Source organism: Chitinophaga filiformis (assembly GCF_021646545.1).
GTDB classification, from domain to species: Bacteria; Bacteroidota; Bacteroidia; order Chitinophagales; family Chitinophagaceae; genus Chitinophaga; species Chitinophaga filiformis_A.
The window spans coordinates 817,784-840,385 of sequence record NZ_JAKIRP010000001.1; the positions used below are offsets into that span (position 1 = coordinate 817,784).

The 22,602-nt window shown below is 45.4% G+C and carries 18 protein-coding genes; 5 read left to right on the forward strand and 13 right to left on the reverse strand.

Annotated elements, in window-relative coordinates; genetic code table 11:
• Positions 1-72: 72 nt before the first annotated feature.
• The gene (locus L3C95_RS03340) at positions 73-4,740 is read left to right on the forward strand and encodes a DUF3320 domain-containing protein (protein WP_236385189.1); all 4,668 of its coding nucleotides are present in this window, start codon (positions 73-75) and stop codon (positions 4,738-4,740) included.
• On the opposite strand, the gene L3C95_RS03345 is transcribed toward L3C95_RS03340, so the two are convergent.
• Genes L3C95_RS03345 through L3C95_RS03380 form a run of 8 tightly spaced genes read right to left on the reverse strand, consistent with a single transcriptional unit; the run spans position 4,741 to position 14,702 of the window.
• Entirely contained in the window at positions 4,741-5,871 is a 1,131-nt protein-coding gene (locus tag L3C95_RS03345; protein ID WP_236385191.1) for a VWA domain-containing protein, read from the reverse strand.
• A 6-nt stretch (positions 5,872-5,877) separates the two neighbouring features.
• Positions 5,878-8,124 (reverse strand): DUF5682 family protein, encoded by a 2,247-nt coding sequence (locus L3C95_RS03350; RefSeq protein ID WP_236385192.1) that lies wholly within the window; start codon positions 8,122-8,124, stop codon positions 5,878-5,880.
• Between the two features lie 9 nt (positions 8,125-8,133).
• Complete coding sequence (locus L3C95_RS03355) at positions 8,134-9,210, reverse strand: ATP-binding protein (protein ID WP_236385193.1); 1,077 nt, start codon at positions 9,208-9,210, stop codon at positions 8,134-8,136.
• A 36-nt stretch (positions 9,211-9,246) separates the two neighbouring features.
• The gene (locus L3C95_RS03360) at positions 9,247-10,695 is read right to left on the reverse strand and encodes a DUF5691 domain-containing protein (RefSeq protein ID WP_236385195.1); all 1,449 of its coding nucleotides are present in this window, start codon (positions 10,693-10,695) and stop codon (positions 9,247-9,249) included.
• Positions 10,696-10,701: 6 nt separating this feature from the next.
• The gene (locus tag L3C95_RS03365) at positions 10,702-12,009 is read right to left on the reverse strand and encodes an SWIM zinc finger domain-containing protein (protein ID WP_236385197.1); all 1,308 of its coding nucleotides are present in this window, start codon (positions 12,007-12,009) and stop codon (positions 10,702-10,704) included.
• Positions 12,010-12,047: 38 nt separating this feature from the next.
• The gene (locus L3C95_RS03370) at positions 12,048-12,392 is read right to left on the reverse strand and encodes a hypothetical protein (RefSeq protein ID WP_236385199.1); all 345 of its coding nucleotides are present in this window, start codon (positions 12,390-12,392) and stop codon (positions 12,048-12,050) included.
• 55 nt (positions 12,393-12,447) lie between these two features.
• Positions 12,448-13,401: a carotenoid biosynthesis protein gene (locus tag L3C95_RS03375; protein WP_236385201.1), complete on the reverse strand. Its 954-nt coding sequence runs from the start codon at positions 13,399-13,401 to the stop codon at positions 12,448-12,450.
• A gap of 11 nt (positions 13,402-13,412) precedes the next feature.
• Entirely contained in the window at positions 13,413-14,702 is a 1,290-nt protein-coding gene (locus tag L3C95_RS03380) for an MFS transporter (RefSeq protein WP_236385202.1), read from the reverse strand.
• Between the two features lie 81 nt (positions 14,703-14,783).
• Between L3C95_RS03380 and rpiA the strand changes: the two genes are divergently transcribed.
• Positions 14,784-15,458, forward strand: a complete 675-nt coding sequence (gene rpiA, locus L3C95_RS03385) for a ribose-5-phosphate isomerase RpiA (RefSeq protein ID WP_236385205.1) — start codon at positions 14,784-14,786, stop codon at positions 15,456-15,458.
• A 10-nt stretch (positions 15,459-15,468) separates the two neighbouring features.
• On the forward strand, positions 15,469-16,314 hold the full coding sequence (locus L3C95_RS03390) for a sulfurtransferase (RefSeq protein WP_236385207.1): 846 nt from the start codon (positions 15,469-15,471) through the stop codon (positions 16,312-16,314).
• An 82-nt stretch (positions 16,315-16,396) separates the two neighbouring features.
• Here the strand turns inward: L3C95_RS03390 and L3C95_RS03395 are convergent, their stop codons facing one another.
• Positions 16,397-17,419 carry a ketoacyl-ACP synthase III gene (locus L3C95_RS03395; RefSeq protein ID WP_236385209.1) on the reverse strand — a complete coding sequence of 341 codons (1,023 nt, stop codon included), beginning with the start codon at positions 17,417-17,419 and terminating at the stop codon, positions 16,397-16,399.
• Complete coding sequence (locus L3C95_RS03400; RefSeq protein WP_236385211.1) at positions 17,412-17,630, reverse strand: acyl carrier protein; 219 nt, start codon at positions 17,628-17,630, stop codon at positions 17,412-17,414. Before L3C95_RS03400 ends, L3C95_RS03395 begins: the two co-directional genes overlap by 8 nt.
• A gap of 46 nt (positions 17,631-17,676) precedes the next feature.
• Here L3C95_RS03400 and L3C95_RS03405 point away from each other — a divergent pair, with 46 nt between their 5' ends.
• Both L3C95_RS03405 and L3C95_RS03410 read left to right on the forward strand, forming a co-directional pair.
• Complete coding sequence (locus L3C95_RS03405; RefSeq protein WP_236385215.1) at positions 17,677-18,513, forward strand: AAC(3) family N-acetyltransferase; 837 nt, start codon at positions 17,677-17,679, stop codon at positions 18,511-18,513.
• Positions 18,514-19,803, forward strand: a complete 1,290-nt coding sequence (locus tag L3C95_RS03410) for a DUF4910 domain-containing protein (protein ID WP_236385216.1) — start codon at positions 18,514-18,516, stop codon at positions 19,801-19,803.
• A 54-nt stretch (positions 19,804-19,857) separates the two neighbouring features.
• Here L3C95_RS03410 and L3C95_RS03415 read toward each other — a convergent pair whose 3' ends face one another.
• The 3 genes from L3C95_RS03415 to L3C95_RS03425 all read right to left on the reverse strand — a co-directional run bounded on the left by L3C95_RS03415 (position 19,858) and on the right by L3C95_RS03425 (position 22,527).
• The gene (locus L3C95_RS03415; protein WP_236385218.1) at positions 19,858-20,205 is read right to left on the reverse strand and encodes a DUF885 family protein; all 348 of its coding nucleotides are present in this window, start codon (positions 20,203-20,205) and stop codon (positions 19,858-19,860) included.
• Positions 20,192-21,640: a DUF885 domain-containing protein gene (locus L3C95_RS03420; RefSeq protein ID WP_236385220.1), complete on the reverse strand. Its 1,449-nt coding sequence runs from the start codon at positions 21,638-21,640 to the stop codon at positions 20,192-20,194. Before L3C95_RS03420 ends, L3C95_RS03415 begins: the two co-directional genes overlap by 14 nt.
• 86 nt (positions 21,641-21,726) lie before the next feature.
• Complete coding sequence (locus L3C95_RS03425) at positions 21,727-22,527, reverse strand: helix-turn-helix domain-containing protein (protein WP_236385222.1); 801 nt, start codon at positions 22,525-22,527, stop codon at positions 21,727-21,729.
• Positions 22,528-22,602 lie beyond the last annotated feature (75 nt).

Sequence of the window (22,602 nt, forward strand, 5' to 3'; positions counted from 1 at the left end):
TAGAATAAATTATCCCCATCAATCGTTCTTAACATAAATTATCATTTTTTTTGTTCTTACAACGAACTATACATGAAGGAATCAATCCTTATCAAATTGGAGGCCTCACGCCGGGAACTACTGGATCTGGGACTACGTAACCCTTTGTTGAATTACCGTTTACCCCTTAGTCGTGGAGTGCATATTGAACAGGAAAGCGTTGCCAATATATATGAAGTATTGGTGAAGCAGGGAAAGGCAATGACCTTTCTTCCTAAAACTGATTCAAAAGAAAAGAAAGAAAAAGAAGCCGAGGTTGCCGAACCTCCATTGCCGCTACAGGAGCCGGAGGAAATAGTGTATGATACACGTTTGCAGACAAATGAAACAGCTGCTGCATTACAAAACAGGTTGTTAAATACTTATTATGCGGCGCGTACCAGCCTTGAGGAACAAGGTGTGAATATTCTGTTCCTCACATTGGGTATGTTGAAATGGTATGAAAAAGATAACGGTAAAGAACTACGTCAGGCGCCATTAATATTAATACCTGTTTCTCTTGAACGTTCAAGTGCAAGAGAAAAATTTCGTTTGCGCTATACCGGTAGTGAAGTGGAGATGAACCTCAGTTTGCAGACTAAGATAAAAGCAGAATTTGGTATCATGTTGCCCGATATGCCGGAGTCAGATGAAATAGCCGTTACTGATTACATAGATCAAATTGCAGCAGCCATCAATGGTATGCAGGATTGGGAAGTAGTTACTGATGCTGTTGAACTGGGATTTTTCTCGTTCGGTAAATTAATGTTATACCATGACCTTGACAGTGATGGATGGCCTGCAGATGAAAAGCCTGCCGATCATCCTATTCTGCAAAGCCTTTTTGGTGACGGATTTAAAGAACATACATCAGAGATCCGCGAAGATGCATTTATTGATACCGAAACATCAGCACATGAATTGCATCAGGTAGTTGATGCAGATGGTTCCCAATTGCTGGCAATGTTGGCTGTACAGGAAGGACGTAACCTGGTGATACAGGGACCTCCCGGTACAGGTAAGTCGCAAACTATTACCAATCTTATTGCCAATGCAGTTGGTGAAGGAAAGAAAGTATTGTTTGTGGCTGAGAAGATGGCTGCGCTGGAAGTGGTGAAACGCAGACTGGACAGCATTCAGTTAGGCGAGGCATGTCTTGAGTTACATAGTCATAAAGCAAATAAGAAAGAGCTGCATCAGGAGTTAAGAAGGACATTGGAACTGGGTAAGCCGGCCATTCTTCAACTGCAGCAGGAAGTAACATTGCTTGATGACTATAGAAAAGAGTTGAATGATTACAGCACTGCTGTAAATACGCCTGTTGGAGAAAGTGGTATTACTCCTCATCAGCTAATGGGATATCTGTTAAAGTTGAAAGAACAATTTGCAACAACCGACTTACCACGTATAGCTCTACCTGATATTGGTGCATGGAATGCCTTGCGCATGCAACGTGCAGAAGCAATGGCAACAAGGATAGAGAACAGACTAGCTGAAACTGGTATGCCTTCGGCATTGTTATTCTGGGGAAGCGAGTTAACGGTATTGACACCAGCCGGTCAGGATAAATTAATACCCATATTACAGAAAGCAGAAAGTACGACAGTAACCTTACAACATGAAAGTGCTGTTATTGCAGGTCAGGTAGGATTGCCAATGCCGCTCAACAGGAAGTATAGTATGGACCTGTCTTTCTTTGTGCAGCTTGCGTCTGTGCGCCCTGATATATCAGGCGTACAATTAAAACATCCGGCGTGGTTGCAACAGAAAGAAGATATCAAAGAGTTAATAGATACAGGTAAACGACTACGTCAGATCCATCAGGTATATGATCCTGTTCTGATACCTGAAGCATGGGAGCAGCAGGTGCTTGAAATGCGCCAGAACTTACTGGCGTATGGAGATAAGTGGTATAAATTTTTAAAAGGTGATTATAATAAGACCAGTCGTCAGCTGGCAGCTTTATGTAAAGCAGGTGCACCTGATGATCTGCAGGGAAAATTATCATGTATTGATGCGATCCTTGAAGCGAGACGTTTGAGTAAATTGTTGCAGGAATATGAAACACTTGCGAAAGAATTGTTTGCACAGCGTTGGCAGAAGGGACTTACAAACTGGGAAGTACTCGAAAGTATTGCTAACTATTTATCAGAGGTACATAAACAGATCGGTTATGGCACATGTTCTTCTGTGATATTAGATTATCTGGAGAAAAATGAACCGGTAGAAATAGCAAAGCGCTACTATGATACACTGCTGACACATCTGTCGCAACAGGGGGCAGCGATAGATGCAGTTGTTACTGCATTTGCATTGAATGAGAAAAAACGCTTCCGTGATATCACACCATTATTGCAAAGGCCTTATGAAGATCAGATCCTGTTGATGCAATCATGGATCAATGGATTACCGGAAATACATCACACCATCTCCTGGAATAATCTCGTGGAAACTGCATCAGCAGAAGGGCTACAGATATTGACAGATGCAGTTGCATACTGGCCGGAAAGTGTGACTGCATTAAAAGGTGCATTGCAGAAAACATGGTATGAATATCTGTGGGAGAAAGCACTGATTGCACATGCATCCTTACGCAAGTTTGAAAGATCAAGTCATGAAGCTGCGATAAAACAGTTTGTGAAGCTAGATACGCTGAACCTGCAATATAACAGGGCAAGGGCTGCTTTGAAACATTGGGATGGTGTACCGCCACTGGAAGCAGGCGGACAGGTGAATGTGCTGCGGACGGAGTTTAACAAGAAGGCAAGGCACATGCCTATACGTAAACTGATGCAGGCTGCAGGACTGGCAATACAAGCTATCAAGCCTGTGTTTATGATGAGCCCTCTTTCTATTGCAAACTTCTTACCACCAGGTTCTCTGCAGTTTGATCTTGTAATATTTGATGAGGCGAGTCAGGTGCGACCAGTAGATGCACTGGGTGCTTTATTGCGGGGAAAGCAACTGGTTGTAGTTGGAGATAGCAAACAGTTACCGCCAAGTACATTCTTCGATTCATTGATGAAAGAAGTGGATGATGAGGAAAATGTAACTGCAGATATGCCGAGCATTCTGGGGATGTGTGATGCACAGGGCGCACCACAGCGAATGTTGCGCTGGCATTATCGCAGCCGCCATGAATCGCTGATCAGCATGTCTAATCATGAATTCTATGAAGATAAGTTAGTGATCTTCCCCAGCCCGGGTGCAGCGCATAAAATGGGATTGGTTTATCATCATCTGACAGATGCAACATACGACCGTGGTAAGACGAGAACAAATCAACGTGAAGCAGATGCGATTACCGAAGCGGTGGTCGAACATGCAAAGCATCATCCGGAGATGAGTCTTGGTGTTGTTGCTTTCAGCTCTGCCCAAATGCAGGCAATACAGTTATCGTTGGAAGCAGCAAGAAAGAAAATGCCTGAAGTGGAAATGTTCTTCAAGGCACATCCGCATGAACCGTTTTTTGTTAAGAACCTGGAGAATGTTCAGGGTGATGAACGTGATGTAATATTTATCAGCATTGGTTATGGCCGCACACCGGAAGGTACTGTGAATCTGTCTTTCGGACCTTTAAATAACGAAGGTGGTGAGAAAAGATTAAACGTATTGATCACCCGTGCGAAGCAACGCTGTGAAGTATTTACGAACCTGACTGCTGATGATATTGATCTAACTAAAACAGAAAGCGAAGGCGTACGTGCGTTAAAGAATTTCCTGTATTTCGCACAGCATGGATCAATGCAAAGCGGCTATACTGATGGCAAGCCTGTAAATATTCCTTTCGAAACGCTTGTTGCCGAGCATTTAACAGCAGCTGGTTATAATGTAAAGAAACAGATTGGCAGTAAAGGCTTTTATATAGACCTGGCAGTAGTTGATCCGGAACATCCGGGTAAATATATCCTTGGTATTATGTGTGATGGCGCTGCGTATCATAACGCGCGCTCCGCGAAAGACAGGGACAGGCTAAGACAGCAGGTGTTGGAGAATATGGGCTGGAACATTTACAATGTATGGAGTACTGACTGGTTCCGGCATCCGGCAAGAGAATTGAGAAGATTGATAGCGGCTATTGAGTATGCACGCGGAGGACAGGACAATGATCAGGATATGAATGCTATATCTGAGGAAGATTATACCATGATAAGAGAAGATGAAGAGGAGGGAAGTGATGTACCATTGTATGAGATGGCCGTATTGCCGGAAGAGATAGCGACGAAAGATCTGCATCAACATCCGGCTGATAAATTAAGATCCTGGCTGGAAATGGTGGTGCGCGTAGAGAGCCCTGTTCATGTGGAAGAGGTAACCCGCCGGATATTGGATGCCGCTGATGTATCTCGTGTAGGTAATAGAATACGTGAAGTGTTGAAACAGGCTATTGCAGATGCTGTTGGTAATGATTCGATAGTCGTGAAAGATGAATTTCTGTGGGATGCAACAATGGATACACCATTGGTACGTAGCAGAATAAATCTTCCTGCTGTATCGCGCAGGATGACTTATATCGCACCGGAGGAATTGCAGGTGGTGATTGAAAAGGTGGTAGGGGATGCGATTGCTATTACAATGTTTGCAGCGATATCGATCATTGCAAAGACATTGGGATTTGCCCGACTTACAGAAGACCTTAAAGTGGATCTGCAGGATGCCATTGAAAAGGCACTGGCAGATGGGATCATTTACCAGGACGATGAATGGTTGAAAGTAAAATAATCACTTTTTCAATATCAGATCTTCTTTGGCCGCCCAACTGTTAATATCCTGTTTGCTAAGGGCAGCCGCCATCAGATCAGGAAATCGGTCTGGTGTACAGGCAAAAACGGGAATGCCCAGATTGGAAAAGAATTGTGCATTGCTATGATCATAAGCAGGTGCTCCTTCATCATTCAGTGCGAGTAACACGATCACCTGTACGCCGGCTGCTATCAGCTCGGCTGCACGTTTACGCATGTTATCATCACTGCCCCCTTCAAAGAGGTCTGTGATCAGCACAAGTACTGTATCAGCAGGTTTTGTAATGATCTGCTGACAGTATGATAGCGCAGCGTTAATATCGGTGCCACCGCCTAACTGCACACCAAACAACAGATCTACCGGATCTTTCAGCTCTTCTGTCAGATCAGCAACAGCTGTGTCGAAAACGATCATGCGGGTTTTAATAGCAGGTATGGAGGCCATTACAGATCCGAATATACCTGAGTAAACGACAGACGTACCCATTGATCCGCTTTGGTCAAGGCATAGCACAACGTCTTTCAGAGAGGTTGTTTTACGTCCGTAACCAATGCGTGTTTCAGGAATGATCGTTTTGTATTCCGGCTGATAATGCTGTAAGTTCTTGAGTATAGTTGCATGCCAGTTGATCTCATTATAACGGGGCCTCCTGTTACGAATACTTCTGTGAAGGCTGCCTGTAATGGCCTGCAGTGTTGGTTGTGTCAACTTTTTGAGTAAATCGTCCACTACCCGTTTTACTACCTGTTTGGCGGTATCTCTTGTCTTGTCGGGAATGGCATGGCGTAATGTTAATAATGTTGCAACCAGGTGTACGTCCGGCTCTACATTCTCTAACATTTCTTTTTCCAGCAGCATCTGTGTGATGTTTAAGCGTTGCAGGGCATCGCGTTGCATTACCTGGACAACAGAGGCGGGAAAGAATGTACGGATATCACCCAGCCAGCGGCTTACGTTAGGAGAGGAGGGACCAAGACCTCCTTTCTTCTCGCTATCATAAAGCGCCTCCAGGGTTTTGTCCATTTGCAGTTCCTGTCCGCTAAGCGAGAAACCAGTGCCGTCAGCATCGTTTCCACCTAACACGAGACGCCATTTATTCAGATCATCCATACACTATTATTTAATACCTAACATTTGTAATACAACAGGAACGCCTTTCAGCGCCCTTTCGTTATCTATGTTGTCCATCTCCTGCTGATGGATGCCAGAATTGCCGGTGGTGCCACTTTTTGCCTTTTCACCAAGCTTTCTTCTTTCGGGTTTACTGAAACCTGAAAAGGTTCTTCGCAGTAAAGGGAGTAATTGTTTGAATGCATCTTCTTCCAGTTGATGCATCCAGTTATATACGACAGTCCATAGATCATTATCCACAAGTAATAATGTACCACTGCCTTTCAGAAAGCCTTCCAACCATGATGCAGATATAGCAGGTGGCACTGCAGCAGACATAGCATAACTGAATGTCCTTACCAGTTCGTTGCCGGCAATCTGCCTATGGTCCGTCAATAGTCTGGTAGCATAACCTCCGATGATCGGTGCTGTACTATCATTGCCGGCAATCTGAAAGAGCGTTTGTTGCCATTGCAAGGTGAGCTCAGGTTCCTGTAGTATCAGAATGGCATCATTCATACCATAAATGAGTTCCAGTAACTCAGTTGCAGCATCATCCGCAATAGAAATACAGGCGGCGGGCAGACTGATACAGATACGTGTGATCATCCCGGCAATGATATTTTCAACCAGTGATGCATCCGTCTTTCTTACGTTGCCATACCGGCTGATCTGCACCAGGCCTGGTATGACTGTCATCAGTTGCATTACATCTCCGGTAGCAGCAGCAAGATTATTTACGCGCTGTACCAATATCTCAACAGCAGCATGCAATTCAGCAGGTATGGCCGTTTCCAGTAAAGTACATACTTCTTTTAAAGAGGTGGTGGTACGCGCCTCATGCTGTACATATTGGGATGTAGCTTCTTCCACGGTATTCCCCCAACTACCTTTCTCTATGATATCTATTGAAAAGCCGGGATCCCATTGGAGTCGCCATTGTTCCTTAAAAGTGCCTTTACCATTAGTACCATAACGTTGTCCCCATTGAATGCCGAGCATTTCAAGCCGGTGCAGCAGGATGCTTCGTTCAAGATCAGTTTCTTTACGGAGATCGAGTACATAGTCTTTAAAGTCAGCTGTCTGTGGCAGGCGTAATCTTTTTTGCTGCTTTTCGATATCTGTCTGCAAAGGAGGCCGCGGTATGTCTGAAGGAACTTCTCCGATCTTATCACTGACAATAAGTTCATTGTTGATCAACTGCATCATGAAGTCTTCGCCGTTGCAAAGCACACTAAGTGTAGCCTCGTTCAGCTCTTCCAGTCCTGGTTTGGGCAGGTACCTGAGTGCTGTCAATGCAGATGAAAGACGAACTGCTTCCAGTACGTGAGCGACTGATATATCTTTTTGTTGTTCCCTGAATAGTTTTGCTACACGTGCCATCCAGCGGGAACCGTCATCAGCCGGGTAGCGCCAGTTGTGTTCATACCATCCCGGGGAATTGATGCCGGCGCCATATCCGCTGCTGTAACTCAGACGGTTGTACGTCCACGGAATCCATGTGGTAGCTACTTTTACTTTAGGAAGCCCTTTCAGCAGGTCGTTATCATCTTTCGCCTTAGGCATGTCGATAAGGGCTGGTGCATGCCACGCACCACAAACGACAGCGATCTCTGTGAACATTTCTCGCTCTGCCTGGCGGATGGTTTTGCGCATGTGCGCTTCACGCAACTGTTCTTCTCTGTCGTAGGGAAGACGCAGATCCTGCCGTAATGCCTGTATACCTTCTGTTATGGCAGTAAATACTTCCTGTGGGTCTTGTCTGTATTCAAACATATGTTCCCACCATTTCTCTTCATCTTCGAATCCGGCTGCGCCGGCCAGATAAGCGATAGGATTATATTTTACAGTGCGGGCATCGGGTATGTGAGGGGCCAGCGTACTATTTAAAGATGGTGCTTCTTCCGCATCTATCTTCGGTTCACGGGCAGCTTTCAGTTCAAACTGATGCGCCATGGGTAAATCCATGAAACGCACCGGGATCTTGTTTTTACGGGCATATAAGATGGCCTGCCATTCGGGAGAGAATTCCGCAAACGGATAGAATACGGCCTTCTGGGGAGCTTCCGGCTGATAGCAAAGAATAGCCACCGGTGGAACCAAATGTTCATTGCCTACCCATTCCAGTATAGCATCGGCTTCCGGAGGACCTTCCACCAACACAATGTCAGGCCTTGTCTTTTCCAGGTATTCCTTCACATGTCGGGCAGAGCCCGGGCCATGATGTCGTATGCCTAATATGTGTATTGACATAAAAGCGGTTTATAGGTCACGACAGGCGCGGTAAATATCTTTCCAGTCCTCGCGGTTTTTCACCACTGTTTCCAGGTATTCCTGCCATACCAGCTTGTCTTGCACCGGATCTTTTAATACCGCTCCAATAATGCCGGCTGCCAGATCTGTTGCTTTCAGTTGTCCATCACCAAAATAAGCTGCCATAGCCAGTCCATTGTTCACAACAGATATTGCTTCTGCCGTACTCAGGGTGCCGCTAGGTACCTTTATCTTGGTTTTGCCGTCTGTAGTAACACCATTCCTCAACTCGCGGAAGATGGTCACAATACGACGGATCTCTTCTACAGCAGGTTTTTCTGCAGGCAGTTCCATTACTTTCTCATAGCTTTCCACACGGCGTTTTACAATATCTATTTCTTCCTCCATAGAGTCAGGCACAGGTAAGATCACAGTATTGAAACGGCGCTTTAATGCGCTGGAGAGGTCATTTACTCCCTTGTCCCTGTTATTGGCGGTAGCGATAATATTGAATCCTTTTTGCGCCATGACAGCGGTATTGAGCTCTGGAACCGGTAAGGTCTTTTCAGATAGTATTGTGATCAGCGTATCCTGCACGTCGGCACTGATACGGGTCAGCTCTTCTATCCGTGCTATTTTGCCGGCTTGCATGGCCCGCATTACCGGCGTTTCTACCAGGGCTTTTTCTGAAGGCCCTTCGGCCAGCAGGCGTGCATAGTTCCAGCCATAACGGATGGCTTCTTCACCGGTACCGGCAGTGCCTTGTACTATCAGCGTCGAATCTCCGCTGATAGCAGCCGCCAGGTGTTCACTTACCCAGCTTTTGGCAGTACCCGGCAGGCCGTACAGCAGTAATGCTCTGTCAGTAGTAAGTGTCGCTACAGCGATCTCAATCAGTCTGCGGTTGCCGATATATTTAGGTTGTACTTCAAATCCATTCTTCAGTCTTCCGCCCATCAGATAAGTAACTACCGCCTGCGGGGATAACTGCCAGGTGTAAGGACGCTTTTCAGTATCCTGCTTTCTCAGCTCGTCCAGTTCCTCAAGGAATAATTCTTCGGCATGTTGACGTAATACGTTTGACATCTTTATATGCTTGAAAGTGATCGTTTGGATTTATAATTATTTGAAGGCGTTATTAATCTGTACCTTACAGGACAACAGCTTTCGTATATGCTCGCTGGTATTTCTCCAGGTGGCCTGATACGCAGGTTCTTCCGGAGCAAGCTTTTCCAGTTCATCCGTTATAACCGGAGGAAGCTGTAATACATGCTTATCAAAGAAATTGCGGGTATACTGATAAGGATTGCGGGCCATCCATTTTAGTACTTCGCTGGTAATTGCAAGGCCCCATTCATCTGTGCGGTTGCTCAGGTAATTAATGACATCCTGCGGATAATTGCTGAACAGGCGTAATGCATATGCTTCCTGTTCTGCCGCCGGCAGCAAAGGAATAACATCCGGGTAAAAGGCTGTACTTTTTTCAAGCAATAACCTTAACCATACAGCATCCTTAAACCGGCCGGCAGCAAGTATAAGTGCAGGTATGAAACGTTTGCCAAGATCATCTTTTTCAAAAAGCCCGAAAACCTCTTCCTTATCTGCATTGAAAAGAGACTCCCACCATGATGGAGGCACGCTGCCCATTAGTTGAAAAAGAATGTAGGCTTCTTCACTAATGTTCTTCTCATTGCTCAGTGTAGCAATACCTGATTCAATAATCCTTTTATCCAGGGGCAGCTGCAAAGAAATGTGTAATGACTGGCCAGGTCCGCACGAAATAGCATGTTGCAATATCTGCCAGTAAGCCTGTACAATGAAGGAGGAAGGGATCTGTTTCAGGAGTGCCCAGACCTCATCTTTTACCTTCTGGTTTTTCTCCTGCAGGGATTCCAGCCAGGGAAGATCATCTTCAGAGATATTGATGCGCATGATCTTCAGGAATTCTGTTCTGGTGGAAATATTCTCCTGCGCCCACGTTTGTTGTAGCCATTCGCGCGCCATACCGGGATAGGATTGCCTGATCTCCTGCAACACCTGTCTACGGTCTTCGGGACTACCGGTCTGCCAGCGATCCTCATTGCTTACGGCAAAGGGAAATTGCCAGTCAGGATTCATGCTACTCAGCCATTGGCCACGTTTTCCACATACTGTCATGGCCAGATGGCGTATACGTTTCTGCGACACAGCAGTGTCGAGCAGTACAGGAACATATTCCGGAACAACGATCTGTCCTTTATCATGACAGGCTTCCAGCCAGTAGGTGACCAACGGTAAGAGGTCCATATCGAGTGCATCCTGCAGTGCATATACTGCCTGGGTACTACAATAGGAACGCTCTTCTGCAGGAGCGGGCTGTAAGGGTATTCCACTGTTGTTAACAGGGTTAACGCCGCTCTGCCTGTAATTCAGCATAACAGCAGCGATATGCAGGAACTGTGTTTCCACATCAAGACGCTTATCCCTCATTATTTTTTCAGCAACAGCAACGAGATCTGCTGGAAGATCGGCAGGTGTTAGCTGCTTTTTTCCTGTACCCAGGAGTGCTGTATTGATAATATTATTCCACATGTCCTGCTATAATAATTTATAGGTCCCGTTATGCCACACACCCAGTGGTTCATATTCCTGTTCTTTTCCGAGTAATGCCATGTCCAAAGGATGTCCTCCGCTTAGTGACAATAGTTTCCAGATATTGCGAAAGCCGGTTTTCAACGGCATGATCTGCTCCCGCTGATCTTTCAACCACCATTTCATGTTGTGCTGAACAGGGGTGAGCTGTTGTACAATATACGGCCGTTCACTGCGGACAGGCATCTTTTCCGAAAGTCTGGTTTCGGCAGCTGTCAGTTCCTGCCATCCCGGCAAACCATATGTATCCTGCAGGGAATTGTTGGTAACGGGCTCTTTGATGAGCGCTCTCAAAGGCACATTGGACTGAAAATAGACCAGTTCAGCTTCAATAGACATGCCGGGAGTCAGTAACAATTGCGGTCTTGACATACCCCGGGCATAGAACTGTAGCACCAGTGCCGGCTGAAAGGAGTGAAGACCGTACAGCCAATATTTTTCGGTGGTGAGATTATCTTCTTCTGTCGTTTGTTTATTGAGGATCAGCCAGGTATCTTTTGTGCCGGTCTGTTGGCGGAGCATCTCCTGGCTTTGTGTGAAACCAACCAGCGACCGGAGTTCCTGTTGTAAGGAAGCCGAAAGCGTGTCTCCCTGGAGGAAGCCCTGCGCTACCAGGTAAATGCGGAGGAACTGGTCCATGAATTCATGTTGCCAGCCTTCACTGTAAAAATTGATCTCTGATAGTCCACGTACCATGCCCGCCAAGCCTGGCGCCTGTGCGTCTACCATTCTGCGGGCCATGGTTTCCCAGTAAGAAGTACCTTTTTCTGGCAGCTGCAACAGACCATTACGCACGATGTCTTTCATCCATAATAACAGCTCATAGATACCATCTTCCACTTTCTGTTGCCGGGCCTGTTGCCTTTTGGCCTGTGCTGTTTCATCAACAGTTTTTTCCTCCTTATCAGGTTGTTTTGATTCTTTTTGAGCCCGCTTTTGTAACCAGTCATTCACCCAGGCAGGCGGAATATTATCTGTAAATAGTTCCGGCTGTCGTGCATACAACAGCATCAATCCTATACCATGTTTACAGGGGAATTTACGGCTGGGGCAACTGCACTTGAATGCAATATTATCAGAGAGATCTACCTGTGTTTGATAAGGCTTGCTGCCACTTCCCTGGCATTCTCCCCATAAGGCCTGTTCACTGGCGCCTTTACTTACCCATTTGGCAGTACCGGCCAATGCCTTTCCGGCTTTCCTGGAAGGTTCATCTGGTGCCAACGCAAGCACCTGTTCTTCTGATAGGCGCAATGGATATAAAATTTAAAAAGTACTGTATACAAACAATGTCACGCCAGCAGGGCATGATAAATCCTGGTATATAACATCACCAGATAAGCGATCAGGATAACGGAATTTAAGACCAGTAGCCAGTTTACATCTGTTTGCTTGTATTTATTTTTTACGCAAATGCTAGCAAGCGTGATAAAGCCAATGAATAGGACGGCTGGAGCAACTAATGTCCATTTACTGGGGAACACCAAATGGGCATTGACCATTTTCGCCTCCCAAGATTCACCCTGTCCGGCAATAAGCGGGAGAAGTCCCATTGCGAGAATGATAATAAAGATCCTCAGGGCCGTCTTTGCCGCAATTTTACTGATTTTCTGGCTCTTGCTTTCCTGTTGTTGCATAGTTTCTTCAAGATTTTAAAATAACATCCGGGTTGCTAAGTTCGGGATTAAAATATTAGGAACCTATTGCCGGTTTCCGAAGGTGAGTCCACCAGTGAATAAATATGCCCAGCAGCAGATTTAACACGCAAAAGAAAGTCATCCATGGATTTTCTCCGGCAAAGCCGCCTATGAATAACCAGGCGAAAAAGTAAAGATGAAACCAGCCAGGCACCAGCCATGTAATGGCAGGGAGCTTACCTGTCTGCAGGGTTCGTTCTTTTCTGAATCCCCAGACGGTGATTATCGGAAATAAGATGAGCAGGAAAATCAGTTTTTCCCTGCTGGCAATGCCAAAGTTTTCATGCAGCCAGGTCGACATGGGAAAGAGCGTGATCCATAGCGCTGCCTGACAAACAAGTATGGACAACAGTGGCGTAATAGCCTGCCAGATACGGCTGATAACACGACCACGGAGATGTATTTTTTCAAGTGCACGGGCAAATGTGGAATAAAAGAACACCACACACAACCAACCGAAGAAATTCCCATAGGGAATACCGAACCATTGTGCCGTAAGAGGGGAGAGCCCTGGTCCACGCGTTTCCCAATCCCAATGCCACATATGCAGGCGGTAGGCTACTACGTCCATGCTCAGGTCTATGCTCAGGGCCAGCAAGGCATCAAATGCAGCAGCGGCAATAAGCGGCAGGCCCCGGCTATCAGACACAAGCCTGGAAGTGTAAATGATAATACCCCATCCCATACCGATGCAAACAGGAATATTGTCTGGTGCATGTCCGAGCATAAGCCAGAACTGGCCGTATTTATAGCCTGCATTGGACATAACATTCACATATTCCAGCAGTAATCCAAAACCGAAACCACCGAGCAGATACGCAACATGTCCTGTTCCTCTTTTCCATGCATGGAACAATGAAAGGATGAACAATAAGATCATACAGCATTCTGTAATCGGATAGCAGAGTGCAGGAGGAAAGCCATAAGGCATGTTTGCGTAAGGTAACATAGCAGGGATTTTCATTGTTCTTTATCCATGTAAGAGGTCTGTTTGGTATCTCTCACAAGCGTATAAACAATCAGGGATATAAAGATACAACCGGTGACATACCAGTAATACAGCGATTCATGATCTGCCTTCTTAAAGTACAAGGCAATATACTCTGCCGTACCGCCAAACAGTGCTACTGTAAGCGCATATGGGAGACCTACGCCCAGTGCCCGGACCTCGGCAGGGAACATTTCAGCCTTCACAACCGCGTTAATGGAAGTATATCCACTTACGATGATCAGTGCTGCCAGGATAAGGAAGAAGGCCACCCACTCAGTACCTGCATGACTGATGGCAGACAGGATGGGAACTGTGAGTAAGGTGCCCAATACTCCGAAGCCCAGCAGAAGCGGCTTTCGGCCCGTTTTATCGCTGAGCATACCAAACAGCGGCTGCAGACAGGCATAAATAAGCATGAGGAAGAATGTAAGTACTGTAGATCTTTCTTTGGTAAGATGTACCGTGTTTACCAGGAACTTCTGCATGTAGGTGGTATACGTGTAGAAGGCAAGTGTTCCCCCCATGGTTAGGCCCACAACAGTCAGTACAGCCTTGGGATGTTCTTTCAGCAGGATAAGCACAGAGCCCCGCTTTTTATTCTCTTTTTCAGTGGAAACCGTCTCCTGCATATGTTGACGGATCACCAGGGCGAAAAGGGAGAGTCCCGCACCTATTACAAAAGGGATGCGCCAGCCCCATTCATGTAACTGTTCCGGGGTAAGGAAAACCTTCTGCAGTAATAACTGTATACCCAGCGCAGTTAGTTGTCCGCCGATGAGCGTTACATATTGGAAACTGGAATAAAAACCTCTTTTTCCCGGTGTTGATATCTCACTGAGATAAGTGGCGGAGGTCCCATATTCGCCTCCCACGCTCAGCCCTTGCAACAGCCTGGCCGCCAGCAGAATAATAGGCGAGAGGATACCGGCACTCTTATAGGAAGGGGCCAGGGCAATCATCATGCTGCCGAGGGACATTAATAAAACAGACAAGGTCATGGACGCTTTTCTGCCTTTACGGTCAGCGATGCTGCCAAACAGCCATCCACCGATAGGCCGCATGAGGAAGCCTACGGCAAAGATTGCGGCAGTATCCAGCAGCTGGGCAGTAGTATTTCCCTTTGGAAAGAAAACAGGTGCGAAGTACAGGGCAAAGGCCGCATAGGCATACCAGTCGTACCATTCAACCAGATTACCGATAGAGCCTGTGAAAATGGCTTTTATGCGGCGGGCGGTATCACTTTTTTGATAATTGCTCATTATTTGGAAAGGATGGTAGATTTCAAAAATAATACAATCGGGGCAATAGTATTATATTGCTAAACAATTAACAGGATAACAATGGACACGATCACACAAGCAAAGAAAGCAGCGGGAGAGAAGGCTGCAGCGTTGGTACAGCCCGGTATGCTGGTTGGATTAGGAACAGGCTCCACGGCCTATTGGGCTATAGAGAAGCTGGGTGAAATGGTAAAAGGTGGATTAAATATCCGTGCCGTAGCTACTTCTCTGGCATCTGAAAAACAGGCACGAGAGCTGGGAATTCCCATTACCTCTTTTAGTGAAATACAACAGCTGGACATTGATATAGATGGCGCAGACGAGGTGAGTCACGACCTGCAGATTATCAAAGGGGGCGGTGGTGCGCTGCTGCGTGAAAAGATAGTAGCAATGGCCAGCAGAAAAAAAGTGATCGTAGCCGATGAGCGTAAGTATGTAAAGACCCTCGGTAAATTTCCCCTGCCGATTGAGATCATCCCTTTCGGATGGGAACTGGTGTTCAGAGCAGTGCAGTCCCTCAAGGGAGCGCCTACACTGAGAACGAAAGACGATAAACCATATATCACCGACAATGGGAATTATATCCTCGATTGTGCCTTCGGTGTAATTGAAAACCCGGAACAGCTGCATCACCAGCTGAAGGCGATCACCGGTGTGGTTGAAACAGGGCTCTTCATCAACATGAAACCAACGGTTATTATCGCCTATGAAAATGGCGAAGTGAAGACGATTTAAAAGACACACTATGAGCTATACAAATTTTGTAAAGCCTGCGGAAGCACAGGTGCTAATCAACGCTCCGGATGTTCTTTTCATTGATTGCAGCTTTGTGCTGAACGATAAGGAATGGGGCAGAAAAGAATATGAACAATCACATATTCCGGGTGCATTATATGCAGACCTGGATAAGGACCTTTCGGGAGAGATCATTGCCGGAGTAACGGGGCGTCATCCTCTTCCGGAGAAACAAGCACTTGAAGCGAAGTTCTCTGCCTGGGGTATCACGCCAACTACGCAGGTGATTGCTTACGACGCAGGCGCTGGTTTTATGGCTGCCGCCAGGTTATGGTGGTTGCTGAAATGGGCAGGACATGAGCAGGTGGCAGTATTGGACGGTGGGAAAAAAGTATGGACTGAAAAAGGATTTCCATTGGAAAGCGGTGTGGTTACACCCAAAGGAGGATCATTCACTGCACATTTTAATGATTCCCTGCTTGCCTCTGCCGAAGAAGTGCTAAAGGCAACTGAAAAACATGGCAGCTGTGTGATAGATTCCAGAACGGCAGACAGATATGCCGGCCAGAATGAAACCATCGATCCGGTAGCAGGACATATCCCTGAGGCGATTTCCAGGCCGTTTAACGCGAATATTACGGCTGAGGGACTCGTAGCACGACCAGAGGCAGTAAGAGCCTATTTTGCGGCTGATTTTGCGAAAGAAGATGTGATTTTTTACTGTGGATCAGGAGTAACGGCAGCATTCAATGTGTTGTTGTCAGCATATGCGGGATATTGCTTGCCGAAGTTGTATGCAGGATCCTGGAGTGAGTGGATCACTGATCCGGGCAGGCCTGTTGCGGTAGGAGCCTGAGTAGAAATCTTTGATAAAACAGCGAAGGCCTCTGTGTCAGGATATTACCGGTGCAGAGGCCTTCGCTATTATAGTGTTATATTTAGTATTCCAGTATTGTTGCTCCCATAGAGAGTCCCACACCAAAGCCACTGAGTAGTACCTTCTTTCCGGCTGTTATAACCTGTTGGTCCAACGCATTACCAAGGGCGATAGGAATTGTAGATGAAACAGTATTCCCGCAATCTTTCATAAAAAGATAGAACTTCTCAGGAGGAATTTTGCTCATTCGTCTGATTGTATCCAGCATATATTGATTGGCCTGATGGAAAATAAAGACATCAATATTGCCAAGTTCCAACGCATTTTTACTGAGGCAATCTTTAATCAGCCGGGGAACGTTGAAGGCGGTGAAATCAAATATCTGCTTCCCGTCCATGAACAGATAATCGTCATTGGAAAAGAATTCATCTTCTGCATATACGTCCTCAGCTGTACCAGTTTGTCTGTTCCTGAAAGCGCCGTTTTTAACAATAAGATGTTCTGCGCCCGAACCGTCGGTCTTATAAGTAAAGTCCAGGATCTTTCCGGCGGGCATATCCGGCCGGGGGGTAGCCGAAATAAGTGTCGCTGCGGCCGCATCTCCGAAGATTGTTTTATTCTTCTTATCGTCGGGATGGATGAATTTAGAATAAGTCTCTGCTGTCAGCAAAAGGACATTCTTTGCCTGTCCGCTGGCTATAAGTCCTTTCGCCATCCCAAGCCCGTAAACAAATCCGGAACAACCCAGGTTAAAGTCAAAAGCCCCGATTTCTTTCCTTAATCCCAGTCTATCCTGAAGAATGCAAGCTGTCGTCGGGAGAAAATAATCAGGACTTTGGGTGCATAAAATCAGGAAATCAATATCATCTTTACTAACAACACCCTTTTCGAAAAGACGGTTGGCCGCTTCGGCTGCCAGGTCTCCGCTGGTTTGATTTGTGTTGGCATAATATCGATTCTCAATTCCCGTTTTCGTCGCTATTTTATCGATAGACCATTCAGGGTGAGCTGCATTTATCTTTTCATTACTGAGCAGCTCTTCGGGAAGATAATAAGCAGTCTGTATAAGAAACGCCTCAGGCATTAGCAACATTTTTTTCCACAAAATCATATACATCACCAATGGTGATACATGCCTTCAATGCATCCGCACTCATGTCGATATCATATTCATCCTTTATCATGACGAGTATGGACATCCCGGTAAGTGAATCCCAGGAATCAATCTTACGAAACTCGCTATCCAGGGTCAATGAACTTGTATCTCCAATATATTGTTCCTTAAATTGATTCAAAAAAGTCTGTTTGTCAATCATATGAAAAATGATATATTTTCGTGTTATGGAAACAAATATAGAGAAAAATGTCAGGACTTTGATTGGACAGAAGGCCCCGGGAAGCGTTCTGATTCACTCCGATCTGATGCAGGGATTCGCTGTGGAGTTTACGAGAGGAGGAAAGGAAAAGTTCATAGCGGATCACAACGACAAGTTATCTCTGTTATTTGGCAATATCAGCATATATCAGCCAACATTTAATTATAAGTTCCTTCCGGAGAAAAAAACCGATGTCAGGAACAGAAGATCCGAGGTAGGAGTACTGTCTGAGTATTTCCGGAAAAACGTTGCAGACTGGTACACGAAAGACCCGGTCTTTTCCTTTAGCGGTAAGGGGCCTTATACATATAATGAACCAGTAAAGGCGTCTGGCCCTGAGATCGATCCATTTGGCGACACCTCTTTTTTCAACTACCTGTATGATCAGGATACTTTACTCTTCCACTACGGATCCGAGTTTAAACACTCAACGGTCCTTCACTATATAGAAAGAAAGCTAGGTACTGTTCCATACAGATACGACAAAATATTTGAAGGAATTGTAGTGGATGGAGACGAGGAGATATCAGTCCGCTATAAATATCATGTGCGTCCATGGGGAAAACATCTGGATTATGACTGGGATAAAATTATAGCAGACCTTGTCAACGAGAATATCCTTTACAAGCAAGAGGAAAATAATACCAGGATCTGCTTTTGCAGTGTGCGCGAAATGACAGATTTTCTTTTTACAAAGATTTCCGGCGATCCCTTGTACCTGTTAGACAAAGAAACCTTACAATGGGTGGCCCCCTCGCTCGATAAATTAGGACGGGCGTTTACTAAATCCGATTTTGAGTAATTGATCTTTAAACTGAGAGGAGCAATGATGATAGAGCTTTGCAAAGAACTATTCCCTATTAACAGAAGCATTACCGGCGAAGGCGTAAGAACATCACTAAAAATACTTCAAAAGAGAATTCCCCTTGAAATACATGAGGTACCCTCGGGAACAAAAGTATTTGACTGGACGGTTCCGAAAGAATGGAATGTTTCAGAAGCATATGTTATAGATCTTAAGTCCGGAAAGCGGATTATTGACTTCAAAAATCACAATTTGCATCTTGTAGGTTATTCCATTCCGATGGACACGGTTGTCTCATGGGAAGAACTAAACAAACATCTCTTTACTATAGAAGAGCAGCCTACAGCAATACCTTATATCACGTCCTATTACAGGGAGTTCTGGGGTTTCTGTGTAGCCTACAACGAATACCAGCAAATAGACAGGACATCCTCATTTCATGTAGTGATTAAGAGTGAGTTAAAGGATGGCCATCTGACATATGCCGATCTGATCATACCCGGGGAAACAGAAAAGGAGATTTTTATATCTACCTATGTCTGTCATCCGTCCATGGTGAACAATGAGCTCAGTGGCCCGGTAGTCGCTACCTTCCTTGCGGAGTGGTTATTGAAGAAAGAAAAGCGCAGGTATACTTACCGTTTTGTATTTATTCCGGAAACAATCGGATCTATCACTTATCTCCATCATAATCTGGGTCTTTTAAAGGAAAGGGTAGTTGGTGGATATAATCTTTCCTGTGTAGGCGATGAGAGAACGTTTTCCTATTTGCCCTCCAGGTATGGCAATACATTGTCTGATAAAATTGCGTTGCACGTGTTGAGCAACACGGCAACGTTCCGAAAATACACCTTTTTGGACAGAGGAAGTGACGAACGCCAGTACTGTGCACCAGGGGTAGATCTGCCAATCTGCAGCATACTAAGGACAAAATTTGGTGATTATCCGGAATATCATACATCATTGGATAATTTCGATCTGGTAACCGAAAAGGGCTTAAGTGGTACACTGGAGGTCTATAAAAAGTGCATTGAACTGTTTGAATTGAATTTTACACCTAAGGTTAAAGTATTAGGAGAGCCACAATTGGGTAAGCGCGGGCTCTATCCTACAATTTCGACCAAGGCAACAGGAGCAACCGTCAGGAATATGATGAATTTTATAGCATATGCTGATGGAACTAATGACATGATTGACATCTGCAATATAATTGGGGTGCCTTATTGGGATTGTGAGTCTTTTTTACAGCCTCTTCTGGAAAAAGACGTTTTGGAGGTTATGGCATAGCAGGTAGAAAGATAAAGGCTTTGAAACAATAGTTCCAAAGCCTTTTTTTATTGATCAGTGATTGGCGGCCCAGTTGTCCATGTAATGTTCAAGCACCTTCAGCGGCATATCTCCCTGTGCTAATAAAGCATCATTGAATTTGATGATATTGAACCTTTTACCTAAACGCTTCCTGTATTTTTCCCGTAAGCGCAAGATTTCCAGTTCCCCGATCTTATAGGTGAGTGCTTGCCCCGGCATTGCCATATAACGCTCTACCGATGTAACAGCTTCTTCTTCGCTGATGGATTCATGCGCTAACATATATTTGATCGCATCTTCCCTGGTCATCCTGCCGGTATGGATGCCTACATCTAACACCAGACGGATGGCGCGGTGAATCTCATTATTAAGGGCGCCCATCTGTTGTGGTATATCGGTATAACATCCAAGGTGCTTGCCCCAGCGACTCGCAATACAATGCCCATCCTTCGGTGAAAGCGCTGAAGTTGATCTGCCGTCTGAAGGTTGGCAGTGTTGTGTTTTCCTGTTGTAATGAAATCTGGTAATGATGCCCGGGGATGGCTTCATGTATGAACGTCGCTTCCATACCCAGGAACGTAACGTTGATCTTTGTGGCATCAGGAACCGGGACATAGAATATCCCCGGATGGCTGCCATCCATCGCTCCTATTGTATAAGAAGGCCCATTTTGTGAGGCTTCCCGGAAAGCTTCCACCCGTCTGATCTCAAATTTGCCTTTGGGAGCTACACTGAGCATCGTATGCAGATGTGGTTTTATCTTATCGTAGATATGCTGGTAAGCCTGTATAACCTCCTCCGGCGTTTTGAAAGGCATGAACTGCCGGTCTGTTCTGAGAAAGACAAAGTATTCCTGTAAGGTACCAGTGAAGCCGCTTTGCTTTTTCAGTTCCTCCATGGTTGCCGTGATCCGGGTTACTTCCTTTATGCCCGTCTTGTAGATATCCTCCGGAGACCGGTTGGTGGTAGTAAAATAGCGTACATAGTATCTGTATAGCTCCATACCACCAGGAATAGCCGAGAGTCCTGCTGCATCAGCGGCATGTGGGAGGTAATCCTTCTTCAGATAATCTGCAAGACGCTGGTATGCCGGAAGTAGTTGTGTGATCAATGCCTGCAGAAAGGATTGTTTTAGTTGTTCCTGTTCTGCGGCAGATATGTTGGGTGGCAGATTATGTAACGGCTGAAACAGCGTATTCTTTGCAGTGTCTTTTTCCGCGAGGCTTTCCATCTGTGGAATGATTTTCATTACCAGCGCTTTAGGTAAAACGAATCCCCTGGAAACACCTTTTTGCATATTGCTGATAGCAGTATCTGTCCACGCGGAAAATGCAGTAATGCGTTTGAACCAGTTCTTATAATCTTTTGCTGTAGCAAAGGGTTGTGCTGACTTTCCGGAACCAAATTGTCCCATTAAGAGTGGGAGAGAGGAGAACTGGTTGATCGGGAGATATTCCGAATGATACTTCATTCTTTCGATATCCATTTCAAGGATCTCCTTCAGCACGTCGAAAGAAATCTGGTCTGCACTGTTCAGCGAGCGCCTGTCATACGCAGACAGCAGACGCAGATACTTTTTGTCAAACAGCTCTTTCTGATTTAAATAAGGAGCTGATATGTCATTCGCTAACAGATGGTTATAACGGTGATCGCCCGCAAACGTTGCACTAATAGGATCGAGTTGCAAGCTTTCCCGGTAATAATTTTCGAAAAGCTGGTGTAACTGAACATTGCGCTGCTGGCTATAAGTTGTTGTACTGACTACACAACAGCATACAATAAAGACGCTGCTGATTTTCACAAGAACATGTTTCATAAAGAACCGGGCACATTTTCTACCCCTGTGACACAAAGGTAAAAGGCCGCCCGGCGGCAAAATTGTATAGCATTAGCGCGGAGCGATCAGAGCTTTTTGTATTCTTTCGGGAGCATGGCCGTAACCTGTTGAAAAGTCCTGGTAAAGTGCGCCTGATCTGTAAAACCACACATGTAAGCAATTTCTGTCAGTGAATACTTTTTCGAGCGGACCAGGACGAGTGCCCGTTCAATTTTTATCCTTCTCAGGTATTCTCCCAGTGTACACGAAAAATACCGGCTGAAGTATTTTGATAGGGTAACAGGGTGAATATTTACGTGTGCAGCAAGATCTGCGAGAGAAAGCGGTTCATCCCAGAGGTCGTTCAATACGGTTATGATCTGCCGGGTCCATTCGGGATAGTGCCTTTCTATGGCAGGATTGGAATCGATCAGATTTATGCACAACTGCTCCAGGGAAATGCTGCTGCAGCAGTCATTATAGTAATGTTCCTTTAACAACCGTATTAATCCGCCTGCATTAATGACCGCATTGCCTTCATACATCAATGATTCGGGGGGAATGGCCAGGTTGTATCTTTTAAAGAAACTTTCTTCTATTTCAAGGTTGAATATGCGTGTTCCCGGACGGTAATGTACATTCTGATGTATAACTCCCGGATAATAGTACAATCCTGTTCCAGCTCTTTGCTGTTCAGCCTTCTTTTCCCTTATTTCCTGGCTGCCACCGGAAAGGATATGCGAGAAATGAGGATTTTCGTGGCAATGCCAGTCAGATGTAAGATTCTCAGGGAAGATGGTTTCGCTGGTGGTGATATATCCGATGTTATGTTCCTTCACCTTCGATCCTACGTAACAGCCTTTGGAAAGCACAACAGGATTGTTCATGAGAAGACTTTTAAAGTTGGACAATATCAAAGATATGGGTTTAAATAAGCACGGCAAACACATAATAGAAATCGC